This window comes from Kosakonia beeri (assembly GCF_054165705.1).
This window is the reverse complement of the sequence record NZ_CM135106.1, coordinates 332318-351812: the sequence shown is the minus strand read 5'-3', so window position 1 is coordinate 351812 and position 19495 is coordinate 332318. Positions and strand designations below refer to the sequence as shown.

At 56.3% G+C, this 19495-nt stretch carries 21 protein-coding genes and 1 pseudogene; 21 read left to right on the top strand and 1 reads right to left on the bottom strand.

Annotation, left to right across the window (positions count from 1 at the left end; all coding sequences use genetic code 11):
- Positions 1-63: 63 nt before the first annotated feature.
- Positions 64-729 carry a 7-cyano-7-deazaguanine/7-aminomethyl-7-deazaguanine transporter gene (locus ACUY4S_RS01685; RefSeq protein ID WP_312689784.1) on the top strand — a complete coding sequence of 222 codons (666 nt, stop codon included), beginning with the start codon at positions 64-66 and terminating at the stop codon, positions 727-729.
- A gap of 72 nt (positions 730-801) precedes the next feature.
- Positions 802-1359: a DcrB family lipoprotein gene (locus ACUY4S_RS01680; RefSeq protein WP_312689928.1), complete on the top strand. Its 558-nt coding sequence runs from the start codon at positions 802-804 to the stop codon at positions 1357-1359.
- 127 nt (positions 1360-1486) lie between these two features.
- Here ACUY4S_RS01680 and ACUY4S_RS01675 read toward each other — a convergent pair whose 3' ends face one another.
- Positions 1487-2686, bottom strand: coding sequence for an MFS transporter (locus ACUY4S_RS01675; RefSeq protein ID WP_458023243.1), 1200 nt, complete (start codon positions 2684-2686; stop codon positions 1487-1489).
- A gap of 148 nt (positions 2687-2834) precedes the next feature.
- Between ACUY4S_RS01675 and ACUY4S_RS01670 the strand changes: the two genes are divergently transcribed.
- From ACUY4S_RS01670 to ACUY4S_RS01580, 19 genes and pseudogenes are all read left to right on the top strand, one after another.
- Entirely contained in the window at positions 2835-3884 is a 1050-nt protein-coding gene (locus ACUY4S_RS01670; RefSeq protein WP_458023245.1) for an AI-2E family transporter, read from the top strand.
- A gap of 501 nt (positions 3885-4385) precedes the next feature.
- On the top strand, positions 4386-4775 hold the full coding sequence (locus tag ACUY4S_RS01665) for a hypothetical protein (RefSeq protein WP_312689790.1): 390 nt from the start codon (positions 4386-4388) through the stop codon (positions 4773-4775).
- A 73-nt stretch (positions 4776-4848) separates the two neighbouring features.
- Entirely contained in the window at positions 4849-5907 is a 1059-nt protein-coding gene (locus ACUY4S_RS01660; RefSeq protein ID WP_458023247.1) for a methyltransferase, read from the top strand.
- A 77-nt stretch (positions 5908-5984) separates the two neighbouring features.
- Positions 5985-6707 carry a beta-ketoacyl synthase chain length factor gene (locus ACUY4S_RS01655; RefSeq protein ID WP_312689793.1) on the top strand — a complete coding sequence of 241 codons (723 nt, stop codon included), beginning with the start codon at positions 5985-5987 and terminating at the stop codon, positions 6705-6707.
- Positions 6686-7518, top strand: a pseudogene (locus ACUY4S_RS01650) (lysophospholipid acyltransferase family protein). Before ACUY4S_RS01655 ends, ACUY4S_RS01650 begins: the two are co-directional and overlap by 22 nt.
- A complete protein-coding gene (locus tag ACUY4S_RS01645; protein WP_312689930.1) occupies positions 7499-7756 on the top strand; it encodes a phosphopantetheine-binding protein in 258 nt (85 codons plus the stop codon). Before ACUY4S_RS01650 ends, ACUY4S_RS01645 begins: the two are co-directional and overlap by 20 nt.
- Positions 7757-7769: 13 nt before the next feature.
- Positions 7770-8021 carry an acyl carrier protein gene (locus tag ACUY4S_RS01640; RefSeq protein ID WP_312689794.1) on the top strand — a complete coding sequence of 84 codons (252 nt, stop codon included), beginning with the start codon at positions 7770-7772 and terminating at the stop codon, positions 8019-8021.
- Between the two features lie 6 nt (positions 8022-8027).
- Positions 8028-8609 (top strand): COG4648 family protein, encoded by a 582-nt coding sequence (locus ACUY4S_RS01635; protein ID WP_312689795.1) that lies wholly within the window; start codon positions 8028-8030, stop codon positions 8607-8609.
- On the top strand, positions 8606-9964 hold the full coding sequence (locus tag ACUY4S_RS01630; protein WP_458023249.1) for an AMP-binding protein: 1359 nt from the start codon (positions 8606-8608) through the stop codon (positions 9962-9964). Before ACUY4S_RS01635 ends, ACUY4S_RS01630 begins: the two co-directional genes overlap by 4 nt.
- Complete coding sequence (locus ACUY4S_RS01625; RefSeq protein ID WP_312689798.1) at positions 9951-10304, top strand: ApeI family dehydratase; 354 nt, start codon at positions 9951-9953, stop codon at positions 10302-10304. The genes ACUY4S_RS01630 and ACUY4S_RS01625 overlap by 14 nt, the downstream gene beginning before the upstream one ends.
- On the top strand, positions 10295-11998 hold the full coding sequence (locus ACUY4S_RS01620) for a glycosyltransferase family 2 protein (protein WP_312689799.1): 1704 nt from the start codon (positions 10295-10297) through the stop codon (positions 11996-11998). Before ACUY4S_RS01625 ends, ACUY4S_RS01620 begins: the two co-directional genes overlap by 10 nt.
- 3 nt (positions 11999-12001) lie before the next feature.
- Positions 12002-12424 (top strand): acyl-CoA thioesterase, encoded by a 423-nt coding sequence (locus ACUY4S_RS01615; RefSeq protein ID WP_312689801.1) that lies wholly within the window; start codon positions 12002-12004, stop codon positions 12422-12424.
- Positions 12421-13026 (top strand): outer membrane lipoprotein carrier protein LolA, encoded by a 606-nt coding sequence (locus tag ACUY4S_RS01610; RefSeq protein WP_458023250.1) that lies wholly within the window; start codon positions 12421-12423, stop codon positions 13024-13026. Before ACUY4S_RS01615 ends, ACUY4S_RS01610 begins: the two co-directional genes overlap by 4 nt.
- On the top strand, positions 12995-15316 hold the full coding sequence (locus ACUY4S_RS01605) for an MMPL family transporter (protein ID WP_312689804.1): 2322 nt from the start codon (positions 12995-12997) through the stop codon (positions 15314-15316). Before ACUY4S_RS01610 ends, ACUY4S_RS01605 begins: the two co-directional genes overlap by 32 nt.
- A complete protein-coding gene (locus tag ACUY4S_RS01600; RefSeq protein WP_312689805.1) occupies positions 15313-15897 on the top strand; it encodes a DUF3261 domain-containing protein in 585 nt (194 codons plus the stop codon). Before ACUY4S_RS01605 ends, ACUY4S_RS01600 begins: the two co-directional genes overlap by 4 nt.
- A gap of 1 nt (position 15898) precedes the next feature.
- Complete coding sequence (locus tag ACUY4S_RS01595) at positions 15899-17068, top strand: beta-ketoacyl-[acyl-carrier-protein] synthase family protein (RefSeq protein WP_312689806.1); 1170 nt, start codon at positions 15899-15901, stop codon at positions 17066-17068.
- On the top strand, positions 17065-17541 hold the full coding sequence (locus tag ACUY4S_RS01590; protein WP_312689808.1) for a hotdog family protein: 477 nt from the start codon (positions 17065-17067) through the stop codon (positions 17539-17541). The genes ACUY4S_RS01595 and ACUY4S_RS01590 overlap by 4 nt, the downstream gene beginning before the upstream one ends.
- Positions 17538-18269, top strand: coding sequence for a 3-ketoacyl-ACP reductase FabG2 (locus ACUY4S_RS01585; RefSeq protein ID WP_312689810.1), 732 nt, complete (start codon positions 17538-17540; stop codon positions 18267-18269). Before ACUY4S_RS01590 ends, ACUY4S_RS01585 begins: the two co-directional genes overlap by 4 nt.
- On the top strand, positions 18266-19495 hold the full coding sequence (locus ACUY4S_RS01580; RefSeq protein ID WP_312689812.1) for a beta-ketoacyl-ACP synthase: 1230 nt from the start codon (positions 18266-18268) through the stop codon (positions 19493-19495). Before ACUY4S_RS01585 ends, ACUY4S_RS01580 begins: the two co-directional genes overlap by 4 nt.

Below are 19495 nucleotides of genomic sequence, written 5' to 3'. Positions count from 1 at the left end.
TCTGCACAGCAGTGCATAAAAAGTACTGGGTTCCCTCACCCCATTTACCAAAAAGGTCACAATATGACGCAGTTTACACACTCGCAGCGCATGAAGGCGCTGTTCTGGCTTTCGCTTTTTCACCTGCTGGTGATCATCTCCAGTAACTACCTGGTCCAGCTACCGGTCGCTGTTTTTGGTTTCCATACCACCTGGGGCGCGTTCAGTTTCCCGTTTATCTTCCTGGCGACGGATTTAACCGTGCGCATTTTCGGCGCGCCGTTGGCCCGACGGATTATTTTTGCGGTAATGGTGCCGGCGCTGCTGGCTTCTTACGCCATCTCGTCACTGTTCTATATGGGCACCTGGCAGGGCTTTGGCGCACTTGCTCACTTCAATCTGTTTGTGGCGCGTATCGCCGCCGCCAGTTTTATGGCCTACGCGTTGGGTCAAATTCTTGATGTGCATGTGTTTAACCGTCTGCGCCAGCACCGACGCTGGTGGCTGGCACCGGCGGCATCCACTGTATTCGGCAACGCCAGCGATACCATCGCGTTCTTCTTTATTGCTTTCTGGCACAGCCCGGACGCCTTCATGGCGCAGCACTGGATGGAAATCGCCACCGTTGACTATGGCTTCAAGGTGCTTATCAGCATCGCGTTCTTCCTGCCGATGTACGGCGTATTGTTGAATATGTTACTGAAAAGACTGGCAGACAAATCTGAAATTCCCGCGTTACAGGCGAGTTAAAGGTACGGCTTGTCAGTTATGATAAGATGCACCGATGAGCCGTTATGGCTGTTTATTGAAAGGATGAAGTCAATGCGCAATCTGGTGAAATATGTCGGTATTGGTCTGCTCGTTGTCGGGCTGGCAGGCTGTGATAACAGCGACAGCAAAAAGCCTGTTGCTGGTGCGGCCGCAGAAAGCAATGCCAGTGGTCAGCCGGTTACACTGCTTGATGGTAAGCTCAGCTTCTCGCTGCCAGCGGATATGACCGATCAGAGCGGTAAACTGGGTACCCAGGCCAATAATATGCACGTCTATTCCGATGCCACCGGGCAGAAAGCAGTGATTGTGATCGTGGGCGACAACACCGAGGAAGCGCTTTCCGCACTGGCGAAACGTCTGGAAGATCAGCAGCGCGCCCGCGACCCACAGTTGCAAGTGGTGACCAATAAAGCCATCGAACTGAAAGGCCAGACACTGCAACAGCTCGACAGCATTATCTCCGCCAAAGGCCAGACTGCATGGTCTTCCGTCGTACTGGGCAAAGTCGACAATAAGCTGCTGACTCTGCAGGTTACCCTGCCAGCAGACAACCAGCAGCAAGCGCAAACCGCCGCCGAGAACATCATTAACACCATTGAGGTGAAATAATCGCGCAGCGAATGCAAAAAAAGGAACCCGCGGGTTCCTTTTTTATTGCCTGATGGCGACGTTCAACGGAGAAAGACAGCAGGCCCTTTGTCCTCAATACTCACGTTTTGAGCATCCGAAGCCGTATTTATGCCTCTCTTAGCGGCGGCCTTTGCTTTAGTTGCCACGCCAGCAGCAGCGCCACGGCAACAAGGCCTGCCGCTGCCAGATAAATTGTCGACACCCCCGACCACGCCATTAACAGCCCTGCCAGCGGGCCGGTCACGCCCAGCGACAAGTCCATAAACACCGTATAGGTCGCCAGCGCCGATCCCTGATTTTGCTGCGGCACAGCTTTCACCGCCACCACGCCAAGGGCGGGGAAGACCAGCGAGAAACCCGCACCGGCAAGGAACACGCCCAGTTTTGCCATCCATGGATCAACCGCCAGCCCAACCAGCACCAGTCCGAGGGTTTCAATCACAAAGCAGATCATCGCCACATTCAGGCCGCCAAGACGGTTAATACCATTAGGAAAGAGCAAACGCGCGCCGACAAAAGCCACGCTGAACAGCGTCAGGGCAAACGCAGCGCCTTCCCAGCCCTTCGCATCATAGTAGAGGGTAATAAAGGTGGCGATAACACCAAACCCCGCAGAGCCCAACGCCAGCGCCATACCATACAGCCACACACGCCCAAGCACGGCGCGAAACGGCAGCGGTTTACCTTTACTGGCTTTGACCGCCGCACGCGGCAGCGCCAGCAAAATAGCCAACAACGCTACCGCCATTATGGTTAATGACAGGCCTTGTAAACCGGCATGCTGATAACACAGAACGCCCAACGGTGCGCCGAGCGCCATTGCGCCATACGTTGCAATACCGTTCCAGGAGATGACCCGGCCAATGTGCATCGATCCCACGACACCCACGCCCCACAGCGTCGCGCCTGTTCCTGCAAAACTCTGACCAATACCGAGGATCACCCGTCCCAGGCACAGCAGCGCCAGGCTCAGCATCCCCGCATGGCTGCCAGCACCGGCCAGCAAATAGCTCAGACCACTGAGCAACGCGCCGCACAGGCCGAACACCACAACCTTTTTCGGCCCGAGCAAGTCGGCGTAACGCCCGGCATGCGGGCGACTGAGCAGCGTGGCGAAGTACTGCAAACTGATGACCAGACCCGCCCAGAAAGCGCTGTACCCCATCACGTCATGAACATAGCCCGGCAGTACCGCCAGCGGCAGTCCAATGGTGAGGTAACTGGCAAAGTTAAAAATAACGACGGACAAAATCCGCAGATTAAGGCGCAATCCGCTAAGCGCCGGTTCGGCGGCGTTTTCAGGCATGAGAGTTCAATCCAGATATTTGCAACAGTGTTTCACTATTACCACGTCGGCGCAGAGAAATCAGCACGCACTTTAAGAATATCTCAGTCAGGCGAAGGGCTTACCAGGCACTACACTTGAACAGGCCAGATGACAAAAGGAATTAAACATGACGCAACCTCAGCCTGATCAAATGGGTTTACACATTCTTTTAAAACTCGCTGCACTGGTGGTGATCCTCGCCGGTATCCATGCAGCGGCAGACATTATTGTGCAGCTCTTACTGGCGCTCTTTTTCGCCATCGTCCTCAACCCGTTAGTCAGGTGGTTTATTCGCCGGGGACTGAAGCGTCCCATCGCTATTGCCATTGTGGTACTGGTGATGTTGATTGTGCTCACCGCGCTGGTGGGGGTACTGGCCGCCTCAATCAATGACTTTATGACACTGTTACCGAAATATAATCGCGAGTTTACGCGTAAGTTCCTTGAATTTCAGCGAATGGTGCCCTTCCTTAATATGCATATGTCGCCAGAACGTATGCTGCAACGTATGGATTCCGATCGATTAATGTCCTTTGCCACGGCCATGATGACACAGTTGTCGAATGCAATGGCCAGCATTGTCCTGCTGGTGATGACTGTCGTCTTTATGTTGTTTGAAGTGCGCCATGTACCTTACAAATTGCGTTTTGCGCTGAGTAACCCGCAAATCCACATCGCCGGGCTGCACCGCGCATTGAAAGGTGTCTCGCATTATCTTGCGCTGAAAACCCTGCTGAGCTTGTGGACGGGCGTTATCGTCTGGGTGGGTCTGGTCGCGCTGGATGTGCAATTCGCCCTGATGTGGGGAGTGCTGGCGTTCCTGCTCAATTATGTTCCCAATATCGGGTCGGTGATCTCCGCCATTCCGCCCATGCTACAGGCGCTATTGTTTAATGGTGTTTATGAATGCGTATTGGTGGGTGTGCTGTTCCTGATGGTGCATATGATCCTCGGTAATATCCTGGAACCCCGCATGATGGGCCACCGTCTTGGTATGTCAACGCTGGTAGTATTCCTGTCGTTATTAATTTGGGGATGGCTGCTTGGCCCGGTGGGGATGCTGTTATCTGTTCCGCTCACCAGCGTATGTAAAATCTGGATGGAGACGACTACCGGTGGCAGTAAACTGGCAATACTTCTTGGTCCAGGCCGGCCCAAAAGTCGGCTGCCCGGGTAAAATACTACCAACGCGGGTAGTTTTATATTTATGCCATTAACGATAAAGTAAAGAAAATAATAACGCCCGCAGAGTTTATGCGGGCGTTGTTTTTTATCAAGGGTGCCAGTTCCAGCCAGGGAAAGTTTACCTTAAGGTTTGGAATTAATATAACATTCTGGCAACCTCGTTAATTACCCTATTTATCACCATGCTAATGCCCTGTAATTTATACGATATCAATTATTACGTGAGATATCGGTAAGCAGTTATAGTTGCACTGTACACAATCCTATTTTATTATTCGCGCACTCAGGCTGGCCCGGCATAACGCAGGCAACAAATTATAAAAAGCCGGGCAATACTCACTTTAAAAAACACCCATAATTCGCAAGCAGGAATGAAAACCTGCACTGCTGTCATTAGCAGGCAAACTCATTTTGCTGAATGACATCATTGTGTTGGCTTAATTCCAGCAATTAAGCATGTTCTCAATCTTCAATTATTTGATACGGAGTTCGCATGAAAAAGATTGTTAAGTTCCTGGCCGTGATTGCCGTTGCCGGTGCCCTGGCTGGCTGTGCCCGCACCGCCATTGTACAAAATGTCGACGCCCCGGTGAGCGCCGGTCATACTCAGGCACAAGTCCGTGCTGCCATCCTGAAAGCAGGCCAACAACGTCAGTGGGTAATGAACGATGCGGGTCCCGGCGTGATTAAAGGCCGTCTGGATAACCGCGGGCACATTGCCGAAGTGCGTATCAATTACTCTGCCAGCAGCTACTCCATCAACTACGAAAGTAGTATGAATCTCAAAGCCTCTGATGGTCGGATTCATAAGAAATACAATACCTGGGTGAACAACCTCGATAAACAAATTCAGTTGAACTTGTCATCCGGTGCCGCGCTTTAATTGCCATCCTGCCTAAAGTCGGGCCGGTAACGGTCCGATAATCCTCATGCATTTAAAAAAGGTTGCACACAGCATGTATGAACAGGATCCGTTCAGCGCATTGGAAGCGATAGCTGAAGCGCAGCGTATTGCTTTTGCCCCGATGTTATTTCAGACCGCGGTGTGTTTGCGTAAGTTTGGTCTGCTGGATTTTCTTGATAAACAAGGAAAACAGGGCGCAACCCTGGACGAAATTGTGCAGGAAAGCGAGGCGGATGAATATGCCGCAAGTATATTACTGGACATGGCGCTTAGCGGGCGAATTGTCACCCGGCGTGAAGATCGCTTTTATCTGGCGAAAGTCGGACACTTCCTGCTTCATGATACAATGACGCGTGTGAATATGGACTTTTCGCAAGACGTTTGTTACCAGGGGCTGTTTTTCCTTGAAGAAGCATTAAAAGAGGGGAAGCCCGCAGGACTGCGTGTATTCGGTGAGTGGCCAACGATATACCCGGCGTTATCGCAATTACCGAACCCGGCGCGTGATAGCTGGTTTGCTTTTGATCATTACTATTCTGATGCCGCGTTTAATGCCGCACTGCCGCATGTATTCGCCAGCCAGCCGCGAAATCTGTACGATATAGGCGGCAATACCGGGAAATGGGCGATTAACTGCTGTAAATATGATGATAATGTCGCCATTACCTTGTTAGATTTACCTGAACAGATTGTTCTGGCACAGCAAAATGTAGAAGCAGCGGAATTATCCTCACGGATCAACTTCCACGCAATTGATATGTTGAGCAATGCCCCCTTGCCCAACGAAGCGGATATCTGGTGGATGAGTCAATTCCTGGACTGCTTTTCCGGGGAACAAATTGTCGGCATCTTAAGTAAAATAGCCGCGGCCATGAAACCGGACGCCAGGCTGTGCGTGATGGAGCTGTTCTGGGACGCGCAAAAATTTGATGCTGCCGCATTCAGTCTGAATGCCACCTCGCTGTACTTCACCTGTATGGCGAATGGCAACAGCCGTTTTTATAGCGCAGAGAAGTTCCTGCGTTATCTCGATACGGCTGGCTTTAGCGTAGAAAGACGCCTCGATAACCTCGGGGTGGGGCATACTTTATTGATATGTCATAAAAAATAAGACAGGGCGGCCCCGTGCCGCCATGACGCTTTTACCGGCGTCAATGGGAATCACGTTTTTTCGCGGACGCGCGTTTAATGAAATTTGCACTCAAGATTACCGACTGGCAGGCCAGAGCACCGGGATTAAGCGAAACGGCACAGTGGCAACACTGGTCACAAAGCCGTCACGCTATCGATCCAGCGTTGCCGCAGGCAAAACTGACCACTCTGCCAATGATGACCGCGCGCCGTCTCAGCTCGGGTAGCCGTCTGGCTGTCGAATGCGGCATGATCCTGCTGCGACAGCATCAGGTGGATGCGGTTGTCTTTACCAGCCGCCACGGTGAACTGGAGCGTAACTACCGTATTCTGCAAGCGCTGGCGACAGGCCAGGACCTCTCGCCAACGGATTTTGCTATGTCGGTGCACAACTCGGCGGTCGGCAATCTCACCATCGCAATGCAGCAACCGATCGTCTCTTCTTCTATTTCCGCCGGGCTGGACACCTTCCAGCAGGGGCTGTGCGAGGTGATCTGTTTCCTGCAGGCGGGCTACAAGCGCGTGTTAATGGTGGATTTTGACGGCACGCTGCCCGCGTTTTATCACCCCGGGCTGAATCCCGATATGCCAACCTGGGCCTATGCCGTCGCACTGGTATTCGAAGCGGGAGAAAGCCTGCGCTGCGTCAGCGAAGCGGCCTGTTTTGATGGCGAGCCTGCGCTGCCGCAAAGTCTGCAATTTTTACAACATTATTTGTCGCACACACCGGCATTCAGCATTGCTGGCGAACGCCTGAACTGGCGCTGGAGCCGCAAATGAGATCGCTGAAACTGCGCATCAACTGGGTCTGGCGCTTGTTAATGACCGGTATGTGCTTTGCGCTCTTCGGCATCGGCGGGCTGCTGTTGTCACTGGTGTGGTTTAACCTGCTGCTGGTTGCCGTACGGGATCGGGCAAAGCGCCGCCGTCTGGCGCGGCGTAGTATCGCCGCCAGCTTCAGGCTTTTTTTACATATCGCAAAAGCCACAGGCGCGCTGGATTACCGCATTCACGGTATCGACACGCTGCGCAATGAGCGCGGCTGTCTGGTGGTCGCTAATCACCCTACGCTGATTGATTATGTTCTGCTGGCATCAGTGATGCCGGAAACCGATTGTCTGGTGAAGAGCGCACTGCTACGCAATCCGTTTCTCGGCGGTGTGGTGAAAGCAGCGGACTACCTGATCAACAGCCAGGCAGATGCCCTGCTCCCCGCCTGCGAGCAACGGCTCCGTCAGGGCGACACGATTTTAATCTTCCCGGAAGGCACACGGACGCAGCCGGGCGAGAAAATGACACTGCAACGCGGCGCGGCAAACATTGCTGTACGCTGCGGTTGTGATTTACGCATCGTGGTCATCCACTGTAGTGAACATCTGCTGGATAAACACAGCCGATGGTATGACGTCCCACCCCGCAAGCCGCTATTTACCGTTGAGGTTCGCGACAGGGTGGCAATAAAACAATTTTTTGATGCGGAATCGCAAGAACCGGCGCTGGCAGCAAGGCAGTTGAACCGGCATCTTCTGCATCAATTGACACCGGGTTTTGCACCTTTTTAGGAATGAATGATGCAACAGCTTTATCTTGAACTTAAAAATCTCATCATTAACACACTGAATCTGGACGAACTGAGCGCCGATGACATCGAAACGGACGTGGCGCTGTTTGGGGACGGCCTCGGGCTGGATTCAATCGATGCACTGGAATTAGGTCTGGCGATTAAAAATCAATATGCCGTTGTTCTGTCCGCGGAAAGCGAAGAGATGCGTCAGCATTTCTATTCAGTCGCTACGCTGGCTTCCTTTATCCAGGCTCAACGCGCATAAGAACGGGTTCGCTATGACTGAGAAAAACGAAATTTATCAGGAAGTCTCCGCGCTTCTCACCAAACTGTTTGAAATCGAACCGCAGGATATCACCCCCGAATCCCGCCTGTACGAAGATCTCGAGCTGGACAGTATCGACGCTGTCGACATGATTGTGCACCTGCAGAAGAAAACCGGTAAGAAGATCAAACCGGAAGAGTTCAAAGCGGTGCGCACCGTGCAGGACGTGGTCGACGCCGTAGAACGCCTGTTGCAGGAAGACTAAGTCGCCATGCGTAAATCCCGCCTCGAATCGGGACTAAAGCTCTTCGCTGCGCTGTTAATGCTGGCCTGGCCATTTGTGGTCTGGTTTGGTCTGGCACATAACAGCCTGCACTGGCTGCTGCCGTTGATGGCGTTGATGTTGCTTTTTCGCTTGCGGCAGGCGCGGCAGGCGGCTGCGCCGCTGCGCGCGGTCACTGGCGGCGTCGCGGTCGTCGGCATCGCGCTCTGCGCAGCCAGCTGGTTGCTCAAAACGCACCAGCTACTGCTGTACTACCCGGTGGCGGTCAATCTCATCATGCTGGCAGTATTTGGCGGATCGCTCTGGACGGCAATGCCGCTGGTGGAACGGCTGGCGCGCCTGCGCGAACCGCAGCTGCCCGTCGCAGCCATTCGCTATACCCGCCGTGTGACGCAAATCTGGTGCGGCTTTTTTATTGTAAATGGCGGAATTGCGCTATTTACCGCCCTGCATGGCGATATGCGCCTGTGGACAGCATGGAACGGCATGATCGCTTATCTGTTGATGGGCGTGCTGATGGCGGGCGAATGGCTGGTACGCCGCCAGGTGATAAAACGAGAGATCCAATGAAGACCCTACCCTTCGCCGCCTGGCTAAGCAGCCCGCGCGCTGACGACACGCCGATAGCCTGGCTTGGCGCACAGACATGGACGCTGGGGCATTTACGTCACGATGTCGCCCAGTGCATGGCGCAATTAACTCGCCAGCCGGGCGAGCGCTGGGCACTGTGCTTTGAAAATAGCTATCTGTTTATTGTTGCCCTGCTGGCCACGCTGCATGCCGGGAAAACCCCGGTTATTCCAGGTCATAGCCGGGAATCATTACTGGCGGAACAAAAAGCACTGTTTGACGGCGTATTAAGCGATCGCGCATTGAACTGGCAAGGGCCGCGTCTGGTTGTGGTATCCGACAATCACCAGGCCACAGATGAATATACGTTTCCGGCGCTGCGTAACGACGCCCATGTCGAATTATTTACCTCCGGCTCAACCGGGCAACCGCGCAGAGTCATTAAACCCATCGCCTGTCTCGACAAAGAAGCAGCATTGCTGGCCGCACGCTTCGGCGAACGTCTGACTGGCTGCCGGGTTGTCGCCTCGGTGGTGCCGCAGCACCTGTATGGTCTGACATTCCGCATCTTTTTGCCCATGTCGCTCGGGTTGCCACTGCACGCCGCCATGCTCTATTACGCCGAGCAACTCGCCGCGCTGGAGGGACAGTATCGTTACGCCTTTATCAGTAGCCCCGCGTTTTTAAAACGCCTTGATCCGCAGCTTACCCCGCCGCCGGTCACGCTGATCCTCTCAGCAGGCGGTATGCTGCCGTGGCGTGATGTGCAGAGTGCAGCGGCCTGGCTGGGTGTCTGGCCGGATGAAATTTATGGCAGCACTGAAACGGGGATCCTTGCCTGGCGCTATCGCCGCGAGGACGCGATTGCCTGGTTGCCCTTCCCCGGCGTGACAATTGCGCAGGAAGGCGATGCGTTTCGTGCCCATTCGCCGATCATCCCTGAACAGGATGGATTATTGCTCGATGATGTGCTGATTTTCGATGAAAAGGGCACATTCCAGATTGCAGGGCGCCGTGGCCGGGTGGTCAAAATCGAAGAGAAGCGCATCTCGCTCAGCGAGATTGAACGCCGTGTGCTGGAGCTGGGCGGGATTCGCGAAGCCGCAGCGCTGCCCGTCTCCCGCGGCGGTCGACAGGGCATTGGTGTGCTGCTGGTGCTGGAAGAGGAAACGCGCAGCCAGTGGCAAGCGAGCGACAGCAAGGCGCTGGAACTGGCGTGGCGGCGGGCGCTCATCCCGTGGCTTGAGCCTGTTGCCGTGCCGCGTTACTGGCGCATTCTTGACGAGATCCCGGTCAACAGTATGAACAAGCGTGTTTATGCGCAACTACAGGAGTTATTTCATGAAACCCCATGAAATTGAACGCCACCAGGCGCAAAAACAGCATGCAGAAATCGTGATCCACCTCGAGCCGGAACTGTTCTGGTTCAGCGGTCATTTTGCCGTCCAGCCTTTGCTGCCCGGTGTCGCGCAACTCGACTGGGTCATGCACTACGCCACAACCTTGTTGGCGCCAGAGTACCGCTTTCACAGTCTTCAACATGTTAAATTTCAGGCGCCGCTACTGCCGGACAACGTCGTCACCCTGGTGCTCGACTGGGATGCCGATAAACAGCAGCTGGCGTTCAGCTATCAACGTCACGATGGCGAAATGCGCCATCCCTGCAGCAGCGGAAAGATTCGCCTATGTCGCTAACCTTTAATCCTTGCGTGGTTATCCCCTGTTATAACCACGGCGCAACCATGTCCAGCGTATTGACCCGCTTACAGCCTGCGGGCCTGAAGGTTTTCGTAGTGGATGATGGCAGCACTGACGATACGCCAATCATTTTGGATGTGCTGGCGCGCGGCGACAGCAACCTGACGCTGATCCGCCTGCCGCAGAACGCCGGGAAAGGCGAAGCAGTGCTCTGCGGTTTGCAAGCCGCCGCCGATGCCGGTTTTACCCATGCCGTGCAGGTCGATGCCGATGGGCAGCATGCCATAGAAGACATTCCCAAACTGCTGGCTCTGGCGGAACAACACCCGCAAGCGCTGATTTCCGGCCAGCCGCTGTATGACGACACCATCCCACGCTCGCGTCTCTACGGTCGCTGGATAACCCATATCTGGGTATGGATCGAGACGCTGTCGCTGCAACTGAAAGACAGTATGTGCGGCTTTCGCGTCTACCCGATTGCCCCGACGCTGCAACTCGCCAGTCGGGTCAGGCTCGGCAAACGGATGGATTTCGATACCGAAGTGATGGTGCGCCTCTACTGGCAGGGCAACGACAGCTATTTTGTGCCGACACGAGTGACCTATCCGCTGGATGGCCTGTCGCATTTCGACGCCCTGAAAGACAACGTCCGTATTTCGCTGATGCATACCCGCCTGTTCTTCGGCATGTTACCGCGCATGCCCGGCCTGCTGTTTCGCCGCTCCGGTTCACATTGGGCGCAGCAAAAAGAGGTGAAAGGCCTGTGGGGCATGCGTTTTATGCTGCTGGTCTGGCGGCTGCTTGGACGCCGGGCCTTCTCACTGTTGCTCTACCCGGTGATTGCGGTTTACTGGCTAACAGCCCGCGACGCACGCCGGGCATCGAAAAACTGGCTGGCACGGGTGCGCACCACACTGGTGGCGCGTGGAAAGCCTGTTCCTGAAGGGCTAAACAGCTACCGCCACTTTTTACGCTTCGGTGAAGCCATGCTGGATAAAGTCGCAGGCTGGCGAGGTGAGCTGCATCTTGGTCGCGATGTGGAGCTTGCCCCCGGTGCCGAAGAAGCGCTGGGACTGCATGATGGCAAAGGCAAACTGCTGCTGGCCTCGCACCTGGGCGACGTCGAAGCCAGCCGCGCACTGGCGCAAATCAACGAGCGCAAAATAATCCATGCGCTGGTGTTCCATGATAACGCCCGGCGTTTTAAGCAAATCATGCAAGAGATGGCACCGGAAGCGGCGATCAACCTGATCCCGGTTTCCCACATCGGGCCGGAAACCGCCATGATGCTGCAAGAGATTCTCGATCGCGGAGACTGGGTGGCGATCGTCGGCGATCGCCTCGCGGTGAACCCGCAACGTGGCGGTGACTGGCGGGTCAACTGGAGCACCTTTATGGGCCATCCCGCACCTTTCCCGCAGGGGCCGTTTATTCTTGCCGCCGCACTGCGCTGCCCGGTGTTGCTGATGTTTGCATTGCGCCAGCAGGGAAAATTGCGCCTGCACTGCGAACAGTTTGCCGACCCGCTGCCTATGCCACGCGCCTCACGGCAGGCAGCACTGCGTGACGCGGTAGATCAATACGCTGCGCGCCTGGAGCACTATGCGCTGCAATCGCCACTCGACTGGTTTAACTTTTTTGATTTCTGGCGGTTGCCCGACGCCGCGCCGAAGTCCACGGATAAGGAGTAACAAATGTTAGACGATCCGCGGTTTACCGCCGAGGTAGCGCTGAGCGTACCTTTTCACGACGTCGATATGATGGGCGTGGTCTGGCATGGTAACTACTTTCGCTATTTTGAAATCGCCCGCGAGGCGCTACTGAATCAGTTTGACTACGGCTACCGCCAGATGAAGGCCTCCGGTTATGTCTGGCCGGTGGTAGATACCCGCGTGAAATATCGCGATGTCCTGACGTTCGAGCAGCATTTTCGCGTTCGCGCCAGGCTGGAAGAGTTTGAAAACCGGCTGAAAATCGCATACGACATTTTCGATGCCGCCAGCGGCAAACGTACCACCACCGGTTATACCATCCAGGTGGCGGTCGAAGAAAAAAGCCGTGAAATGTGCTTTGTCAGCCCGGCTATCCTGTTTGAACGCATGGGAGTCACACCGTGAAATATTGGCCTTTGTTAGCCCTGCTGCTTAGCCCATTTGTTAACGCCATCACGCTGGACGAGCTGCAACAGCGTTTTACCGGGCAGCCACTGATCCGTGCGCATTTCACCCAAACCCGGACAATTAAAGACTTGCCGCAGCCGCTGCGCTCGCAGGGTGACATGCTTATTGCCCGCGATAAAGGGCTGCTGTGGGATCAGAAAGCCCCCTTTCCGATGATGCTGATGCTGGATGATTCGCGGATGGTGCAAATCATCAATGGCCAGCCACCGCAGGTGATCACCGCACAAAACAACCCGCAGATGTTCCAGTTTAACCATCTGCTGCGTGCCTTGTTTCAGGCCGATCGCGCCGTGCTGGAGCAGAACTTCCGTATCGACTTTCACGATCAAGGCGAAGGGCGCTGGACACTGAAACTGACGCCAGTAACGACGCCGCTGGACAAGATATTTCGTTCTATCGAACTCGCCGGGCAGCATTATCTGGAGAGCATTCGTCTGAACGATAAGCAAGGCGATTTGACCGATATCGCCTTTTCCGGGCACCAACTTACACCAGCAACCCTGACCGATGACGAACAGCAACGCTTTGCCGCGCACTAACTCCCCGCGTCCGGCGCTGCTCTGGGGTCTGCTCTGCCTGGCGTTGCTGGGCGTTTTGCTGATGCTGCTGCCGAAAGCGCGCATGAACAGCAGTGTGCTGGCGATGCTGCCTGCACAGGCGATGGGTTCCCTGCCGCCAGCGCTGAACGACGGTTTTATGCAGCGCCTCGACAAACAACTGGTGTGGCTGGTGAGCCCGGGTAAACAGGCCGATCCGCAGGTGGCAAAACAGTGGCTGTCGCTGCTGAACCAGTCGCAGGCCGTCAATAACCTGAAAGGCGCAATGGACGCGCAAAGCCAGCAGCAATGGGGCACTTTTTTCTGGCAGCACCGCAACGCACTGCTCGACCGCGCCACCCGCGCTCGCCTGCAAAATGGCGGCGAAGCGCAGGCACAATGGGTACTGACTCAGCTCTATTCGGCGTTTTCCGGCGTGAGCGGCAAAGAGCTGCAAAACGATCCACTTATGCTGATGCGCGGCGAGCAACTGGCGATGGCGCAAAACAGTCAGCAGTTACGCCTGATGGATGGCTGGCTGGTTACTCAGGATGAGCAAGGCAACTACTGGTATCTGCTGCATGGCGAACTGGCGGGTTCCTCATTCGATATGCGTCAAACGCACCAGTTTGTTAACACGCTGGCATCGCTGGAAGCGCAACTGAAAGCGCAGTTCCCGCACGCGCAACTGCTGTCGCGCGGGACGGTGTTCTACAGCGATTATGCCAGCCAGCAGGCAAAGCGTGACGTATCAACATTAGGTGTCGCCACGGTTCTCGGGGTGATCCTGTTAATTGTTGCAGTGTTCCGCTCCCTGCGGCCGCTGCTGCTGTGCCTGATTTCGATTGCCGTAGGCGCGCTGGCTGGCACCGTCGCTACGCTGCTGCTGTTTGGTGAATTGCACCTGATGACGCTGGTGATGAGCATGAGCATCATCGGTATTTCGGCGGATTACAGCCTCTACTACCTGACCGAACGCATGGTTCACGGCGAGGTTGCCTCGCCCTGGCAGAGCCTCGCCAAAGTGCGTAATGCGCTGCTACTGGCGCTGGCGACCACCGTCGCCGCCTACCTGATTATGATGCTGGCACCCTTCCCCGGTATTCGCCAGATGGCGGTTTTCGCCGCCGTCGGCCTGAGCGCCTCCTGCCTGACGGTGCTTTTCTGGCACCCGTGGTTGTGTCGCGGTTTACCGGTACGGCCGGTGCCAGCAATGGCGCTGATGTTGCGCTGGCTGGCGGCATGGCGACGCAATAAAAAACTCGCCGTGGGTCTGCCAGTCGTGCTGGCGCTGTTCTCCCTCGCCGGGCTGGCAACGCTGCGTATTAATGACGATATCAGCCAGTTGCAGGCACTGCCGCAGGGTATTCTGGCGCAGGAGAAAGCCATCACTGCATTAACCGGGCAAAGTGTCGATCAGAAGTGGTTTGTGGTGTATGGCGACACGCCGCAACAGACGCTGGAGCGCCTGGAAGCATTTGTTCCGCAGCTGGAGCAGGCCCGCGACAACGGCCTGATTGGCGGCTTTCGTACGCTGCCCCTTAACTCGCTCGCGCGGCAACAGCAAGATCTGGTCTTACTGAAAAGCGCCGCCCCTGCCGTCGCCCGCACCTTGCAGGCTGCCGGCATGAGCACGGTGTCCCCGGATCTCAGCCCGATGAACGTGACCGTCGAACAGTGGCTTGCCAGCCCGGCCAGCGAAGGCTGGCGTTTGCTATGGCTGACCCTGCCCGACGGGCAAAGCGGCGTGCTGGCTCCGGTTGATGGCGTAACAAAGAGCGAAGCACTCAAAGCACTGGCGCAGGCACAGCCTGGCGTGGCGTGGGTTGACCGTAAAAGCGCCTTCGATGAACTCTTTGCCCTCTATCGCCTGGTATTAACCGGGCTGCTGTTCGTCGCGCTGGCAGTGATTGCCGCCGGGGCCATGCTACGCCTGGGCTGGAAAAAGGGACTCATTAGTCTGGTACCTTCACTTTTGTCGCTCGGATGCGGACTGGCAGTTCTGTCACTCAGCGGCCATGCGGTGAATCTGTTTTCACTGCTGGCGTTGGTGCTGGTGTTGGGCATTGGCGTAAATTACACCCTGTTTTTCAGCAATCCGCGCGGCACGCCGCTCACCTCATTGCTGGCCGTCACACTGGCAATGGCAACCACTTTACTCACCCTGGGGATGCTGGTGTTCAGCGCCACTCAGGCTATCAGCAGTTTCGGCATTGTGCTGGTGAGCGGGATTTTTACCGCCTTCCTGCTCTCCCCCCTCGCAATGCCGGGTAAAAAAGAGAGAAAACGATGATTCGCACCCTCTGGACTGGCGTCGCGTTCGCCGCTGCCCTGCTGCTTACGGGATGCAGCCACTCCACACACTCCCTGGACGGTACACGCCCACAAGCGTGGCTGGAGCCAGGCACCCGCGTCACATTGCCCGCGCCGGGTATTTCTCCGGCGGTCAATGCGCAACAGCTACTGACTGGCAGTTTTAACGGACAGACCCAGTCGTTATTGGTGATGATGAACGCCGACGACAAGAAAATCACCCTTGCCGGACTCTCTTCCGTGGGCATCCGCTTGTTCCTCGTCACCTATGACGAAACAGGGATCCACACTGAGCAGTCCATTGTGGTGCCGCAACTGCCGCCCGCCAGCCAGGTTCTGGCAGACGTGATGATCAGCCACTGGCCGCTCAGTGTCTGGCAACCGCAACTGCCGAAAGGCTGGACGCTGACCGACAAAGGCGACAAACGCGAACTGCGTAACGCCCGTGGCAAGCTGGTGACCGAAATTACCTACCTGCAACGCAAAGGCCAGCGCGAGCCTATCAGCATTGAGCAGCATGCGTTCAAGTACCACATCACCATTCAATATCTGGGTGACTGAGATGATCTACATTTCTGCCATCGGCATGGTGAACGCGCTGGGAGACTCGCCGGAGGCGATCGCCACGAACCTGGTGCGCGGCCACGCACCCGGAATACGCACCCGCGCAGGCTGGTTACAGGGTCAAACCGAAGTGGTACTGGCCTGCGTTGAGGGCGAGCTACCCGCCATTCCGCCCCGGATGGATGCCCACCGCAGCCGCAACAATCAACTGCTACTGGCCGCGCTGGAACAGATCCAGCCCACGGTAGATGAAGCGATCGCCCGCTATGGCCGCGACCGCGTTGCGGTGGTCCTCGGCACCAGTACCTCCGGTCTGGACGAAGGCGATTTGCACGTTCAGCTTTCGCTGCGTGGCGAAGAGAGCCCGGCGTGGCGTTACCCGCAGCAAGAGCTTGGCGATCCATCCCGCTTCTTAAGCCGCTGGCTGCAACTGGAAGGCCCGGCCTTTACCGTGTCTACTGCCTGCTCATCCAGCGCTCGCGCCATTATCAATGGCCGCCGCTTGATCGACGCCGGTCTGGCGGATGTGGCAATTGTTGGCGGTGCGGATACCCTCAGCCGCATGCCGGTAAACGGTTTTAACAGCCTGGAATCTTTCTCGCCTACGTTATGCCAGCCATTTGGCCGCGATCGCTGCGGCATTACCATCGGTGAAGCCTCAGCCCTGATGGTGCTGACCCGCGAACCGCACCCGCTGGCGCTTTTGGGCGCAGGCGAGTCCAGCGATGCCTGGCATATTTCAGCCCCGCACCCGCAGGGGGAAGGGGCAATCCGCGCCATCAATATGGCGCTGGCGCAAGCCGGTATAACCCCTGACGATGTGGGGTACATCAATTTGCATGGCACCGCGACGCCGCTCAACGATCAGATCGAATCAGCAGTGGTGCATAAGCTGTTTGGCGATCGCGTCCCGTGCAGTTCCACCAAACATTTAACCGGGCATACGCTGGGTGCGGCAGGGATCACCGAAGCTGCGCTCAGTGCGCTGATCCTGCTGCGCGACCTGCCGCTGCCAGCCCAGGATTTTAGCCGTGGACCGATCGATCCAACACTGCCGCCGTGCGGCCTGCTATTAGCGCCGCAACCACTGGCACGCCCGGTGATCTTATCCAACTCCTTCGCCTTTGGCGGAAACAACGCCAGTATTTTGCTGGGGAGAGTGACATGAGCCAGTATCTGACACCCGGCGTCTGGTTGCCCCATGACGCGCCCATGATCCTGCTGGACGAAGTGCTTAACATCACAGACGATACCGCCCACTGCCGGGTTACCGTGCGTAACGGCGGCGTGCTAACGCCCTTTCTCGATGCCGCAGGCAACCTGCCCGGCTGGTATGCGCTAGAACTGATGGCGCAGACCATCGGAGTCTGGTCCGGCTGGCACCGCCATCAGCGCGGTGAAGAGAGCAGCGCGCTGGGGATGGTTCTGGGCGCACGGGAACTGACCTGTGCCGCTGGCGTTCTGCCCGCCGCAGCCGAGCTGGATATTCACGTCAGTCTGCTGATGCAGGATGCCCGTTTCGGCAGTTTCGACTGTGTGATCCAGATTGGCGAACAGACCGTATCCAGCGGGCGTATCAACACCTTCCAGCCAACCAAAGAAGAGTTATCTTCGCTTTTTAATCAAGGGGCTAATGCATGAATCGTTCTGTTCTGGTCACCGGGGCCAGTAAAGGCATCGGCCGCGCGATTGCACAACAACTTGCCGCAGACGGCTTTACCATTGGTGTGCACTACCACCGCGATGAAAATGGTGCGCGTGAAACGCTACACGCCATTGAGCAGGCAGGTGGATCAGGCCGCCTACTGAGTTTCGATGTGGGCAACCGCGAGCAATGTCGTCGCGTTCTGGAAGATGACATCGCGCAGCATGGCGCGTGGTACGGCGTGGTGAGTAATGCCGGCATTACCCGCGATGCGGCCTTCCCGGCGCTGAGTGACGACGACTGGGATGCGGTGATCCACACTAATCTCGACAGTTTTTATAACGTTATCCAGCCATGCATCATGCCTATGATTGGCCTGCGCAACGGCGGTCGTATCATTACGCTCTCGTCGGTGTCCGGCATGATGGGTAACCGTGGTCAGGTGAATTACAGTGCCGCTAAGGCCGGTATTATCGGCGCGACCAAAGCGCTGGCGATTGAGCTGGCAAAACGAAAAATTACCGTCAACTGCATCGCACCGGGGTTGATTGATACCGGCATGATTGAAATGGAAGAGGCGGCACTGAAAGAAGCAATGGCCATCATTCCCATGAAACGGATGGGCCAGGCGCAGGAAGTCGCCGGGCTTGCCCGTTATTTAATGTCGGATATTGCGGGTTATGTCACCCGCCAGGTTATTTCCATCAACGGGGGAATGTTATGACACGTCGCGTCGTCATTACCGGCATGGGCGGCGTCACCGCCTTTGGCCAGAACTGGCAGGACGTGGCAAAACGTCTGCTTTCTTACGAAAACGCCGTGCGTAAAATGCCGGAGTGGCAAATCTATGCTGGCCTGCACACTCTGCTTGGCGCGCCAATTGATGAGTTTACCCTGCCGGAGCATTACACCCGTAAACGCATCCGCGCCATGGGTCGTGTCTCGCTGCTCTCCACCCGCGCCAGTGAACTGGCGCTGGAACAGGCCGGGCTGATTGACGATCCGGTACTGACCAGCGGTCATACCGGCATCGCCTATGGTTCCTCCACGGGCAGTACCGGCCCGGTGAGCGAATTCGCCACCATGCTGACCGAAAAGCACACCAATAACATCACCGGCACGACCTACGTCCAGATGATGCCGCACACTACCGCCGTCAACACCGGGCTATTTTTCGGCCTGCGCGGGCGGGTGATCCCGACCTCCAGCGCCTGCACGTCTGGCAGCCAGGCCATTGGTTATGCCTGGGAAGCAATCCGCCACGGCTACCAGGATGTGATGGTTGCAGGCGGAGCGGAAGAGCTATGCCCGTCTGAAGCCGCCGTATTCGATACGCTGTTTGCCACCAGCCAGCGCAACGATGAACCCAAAACGACCCCGTCACCGTTCGACGCCAGCCGCGATGGACTGGTGATCGGCGAAGGCGCAGGCACGCTGATTCTGGAAGAACTGGAGCATGCCAAAGCGCGCGGCGCGACCATTTATGGCGAGATTGTGGGTTTCGCCACCAACTGCGACGCGGCGCATATCACCCAGCCACAGCGCGAAACTATGCAAATCTGCATGGAACAAGCGCTGAACATTGCCGGACTCAGCCCGCGGGATATTGGCTATATTTCCGCACACGGCACCGCAACCGATCGCGGCGATATTGCCGAAAGCCAGGCGACAGCCGCCATCTTTGGCGACAATGTTCCCATCTCATCACTGAAAAGCTATTTCGGGCATACCCTTGGCGCCTGCGGTGCGCTGGAAGCGTGGATGAGTCTGCAAATGATGCGTGAAGGCTGGTTTGCGCCTACGCTAAACCTGACAACGCCAGATGATCAGTGCGGAGCGCTGGATTACATCAAGGGCGAAGCGCGCCAGATAGACTGCGAATACTTGCAAAGCAACAACTTCGCGTTTGGCGGGATTAACACTTCCATCATTATTAAACGCTGGGCATAA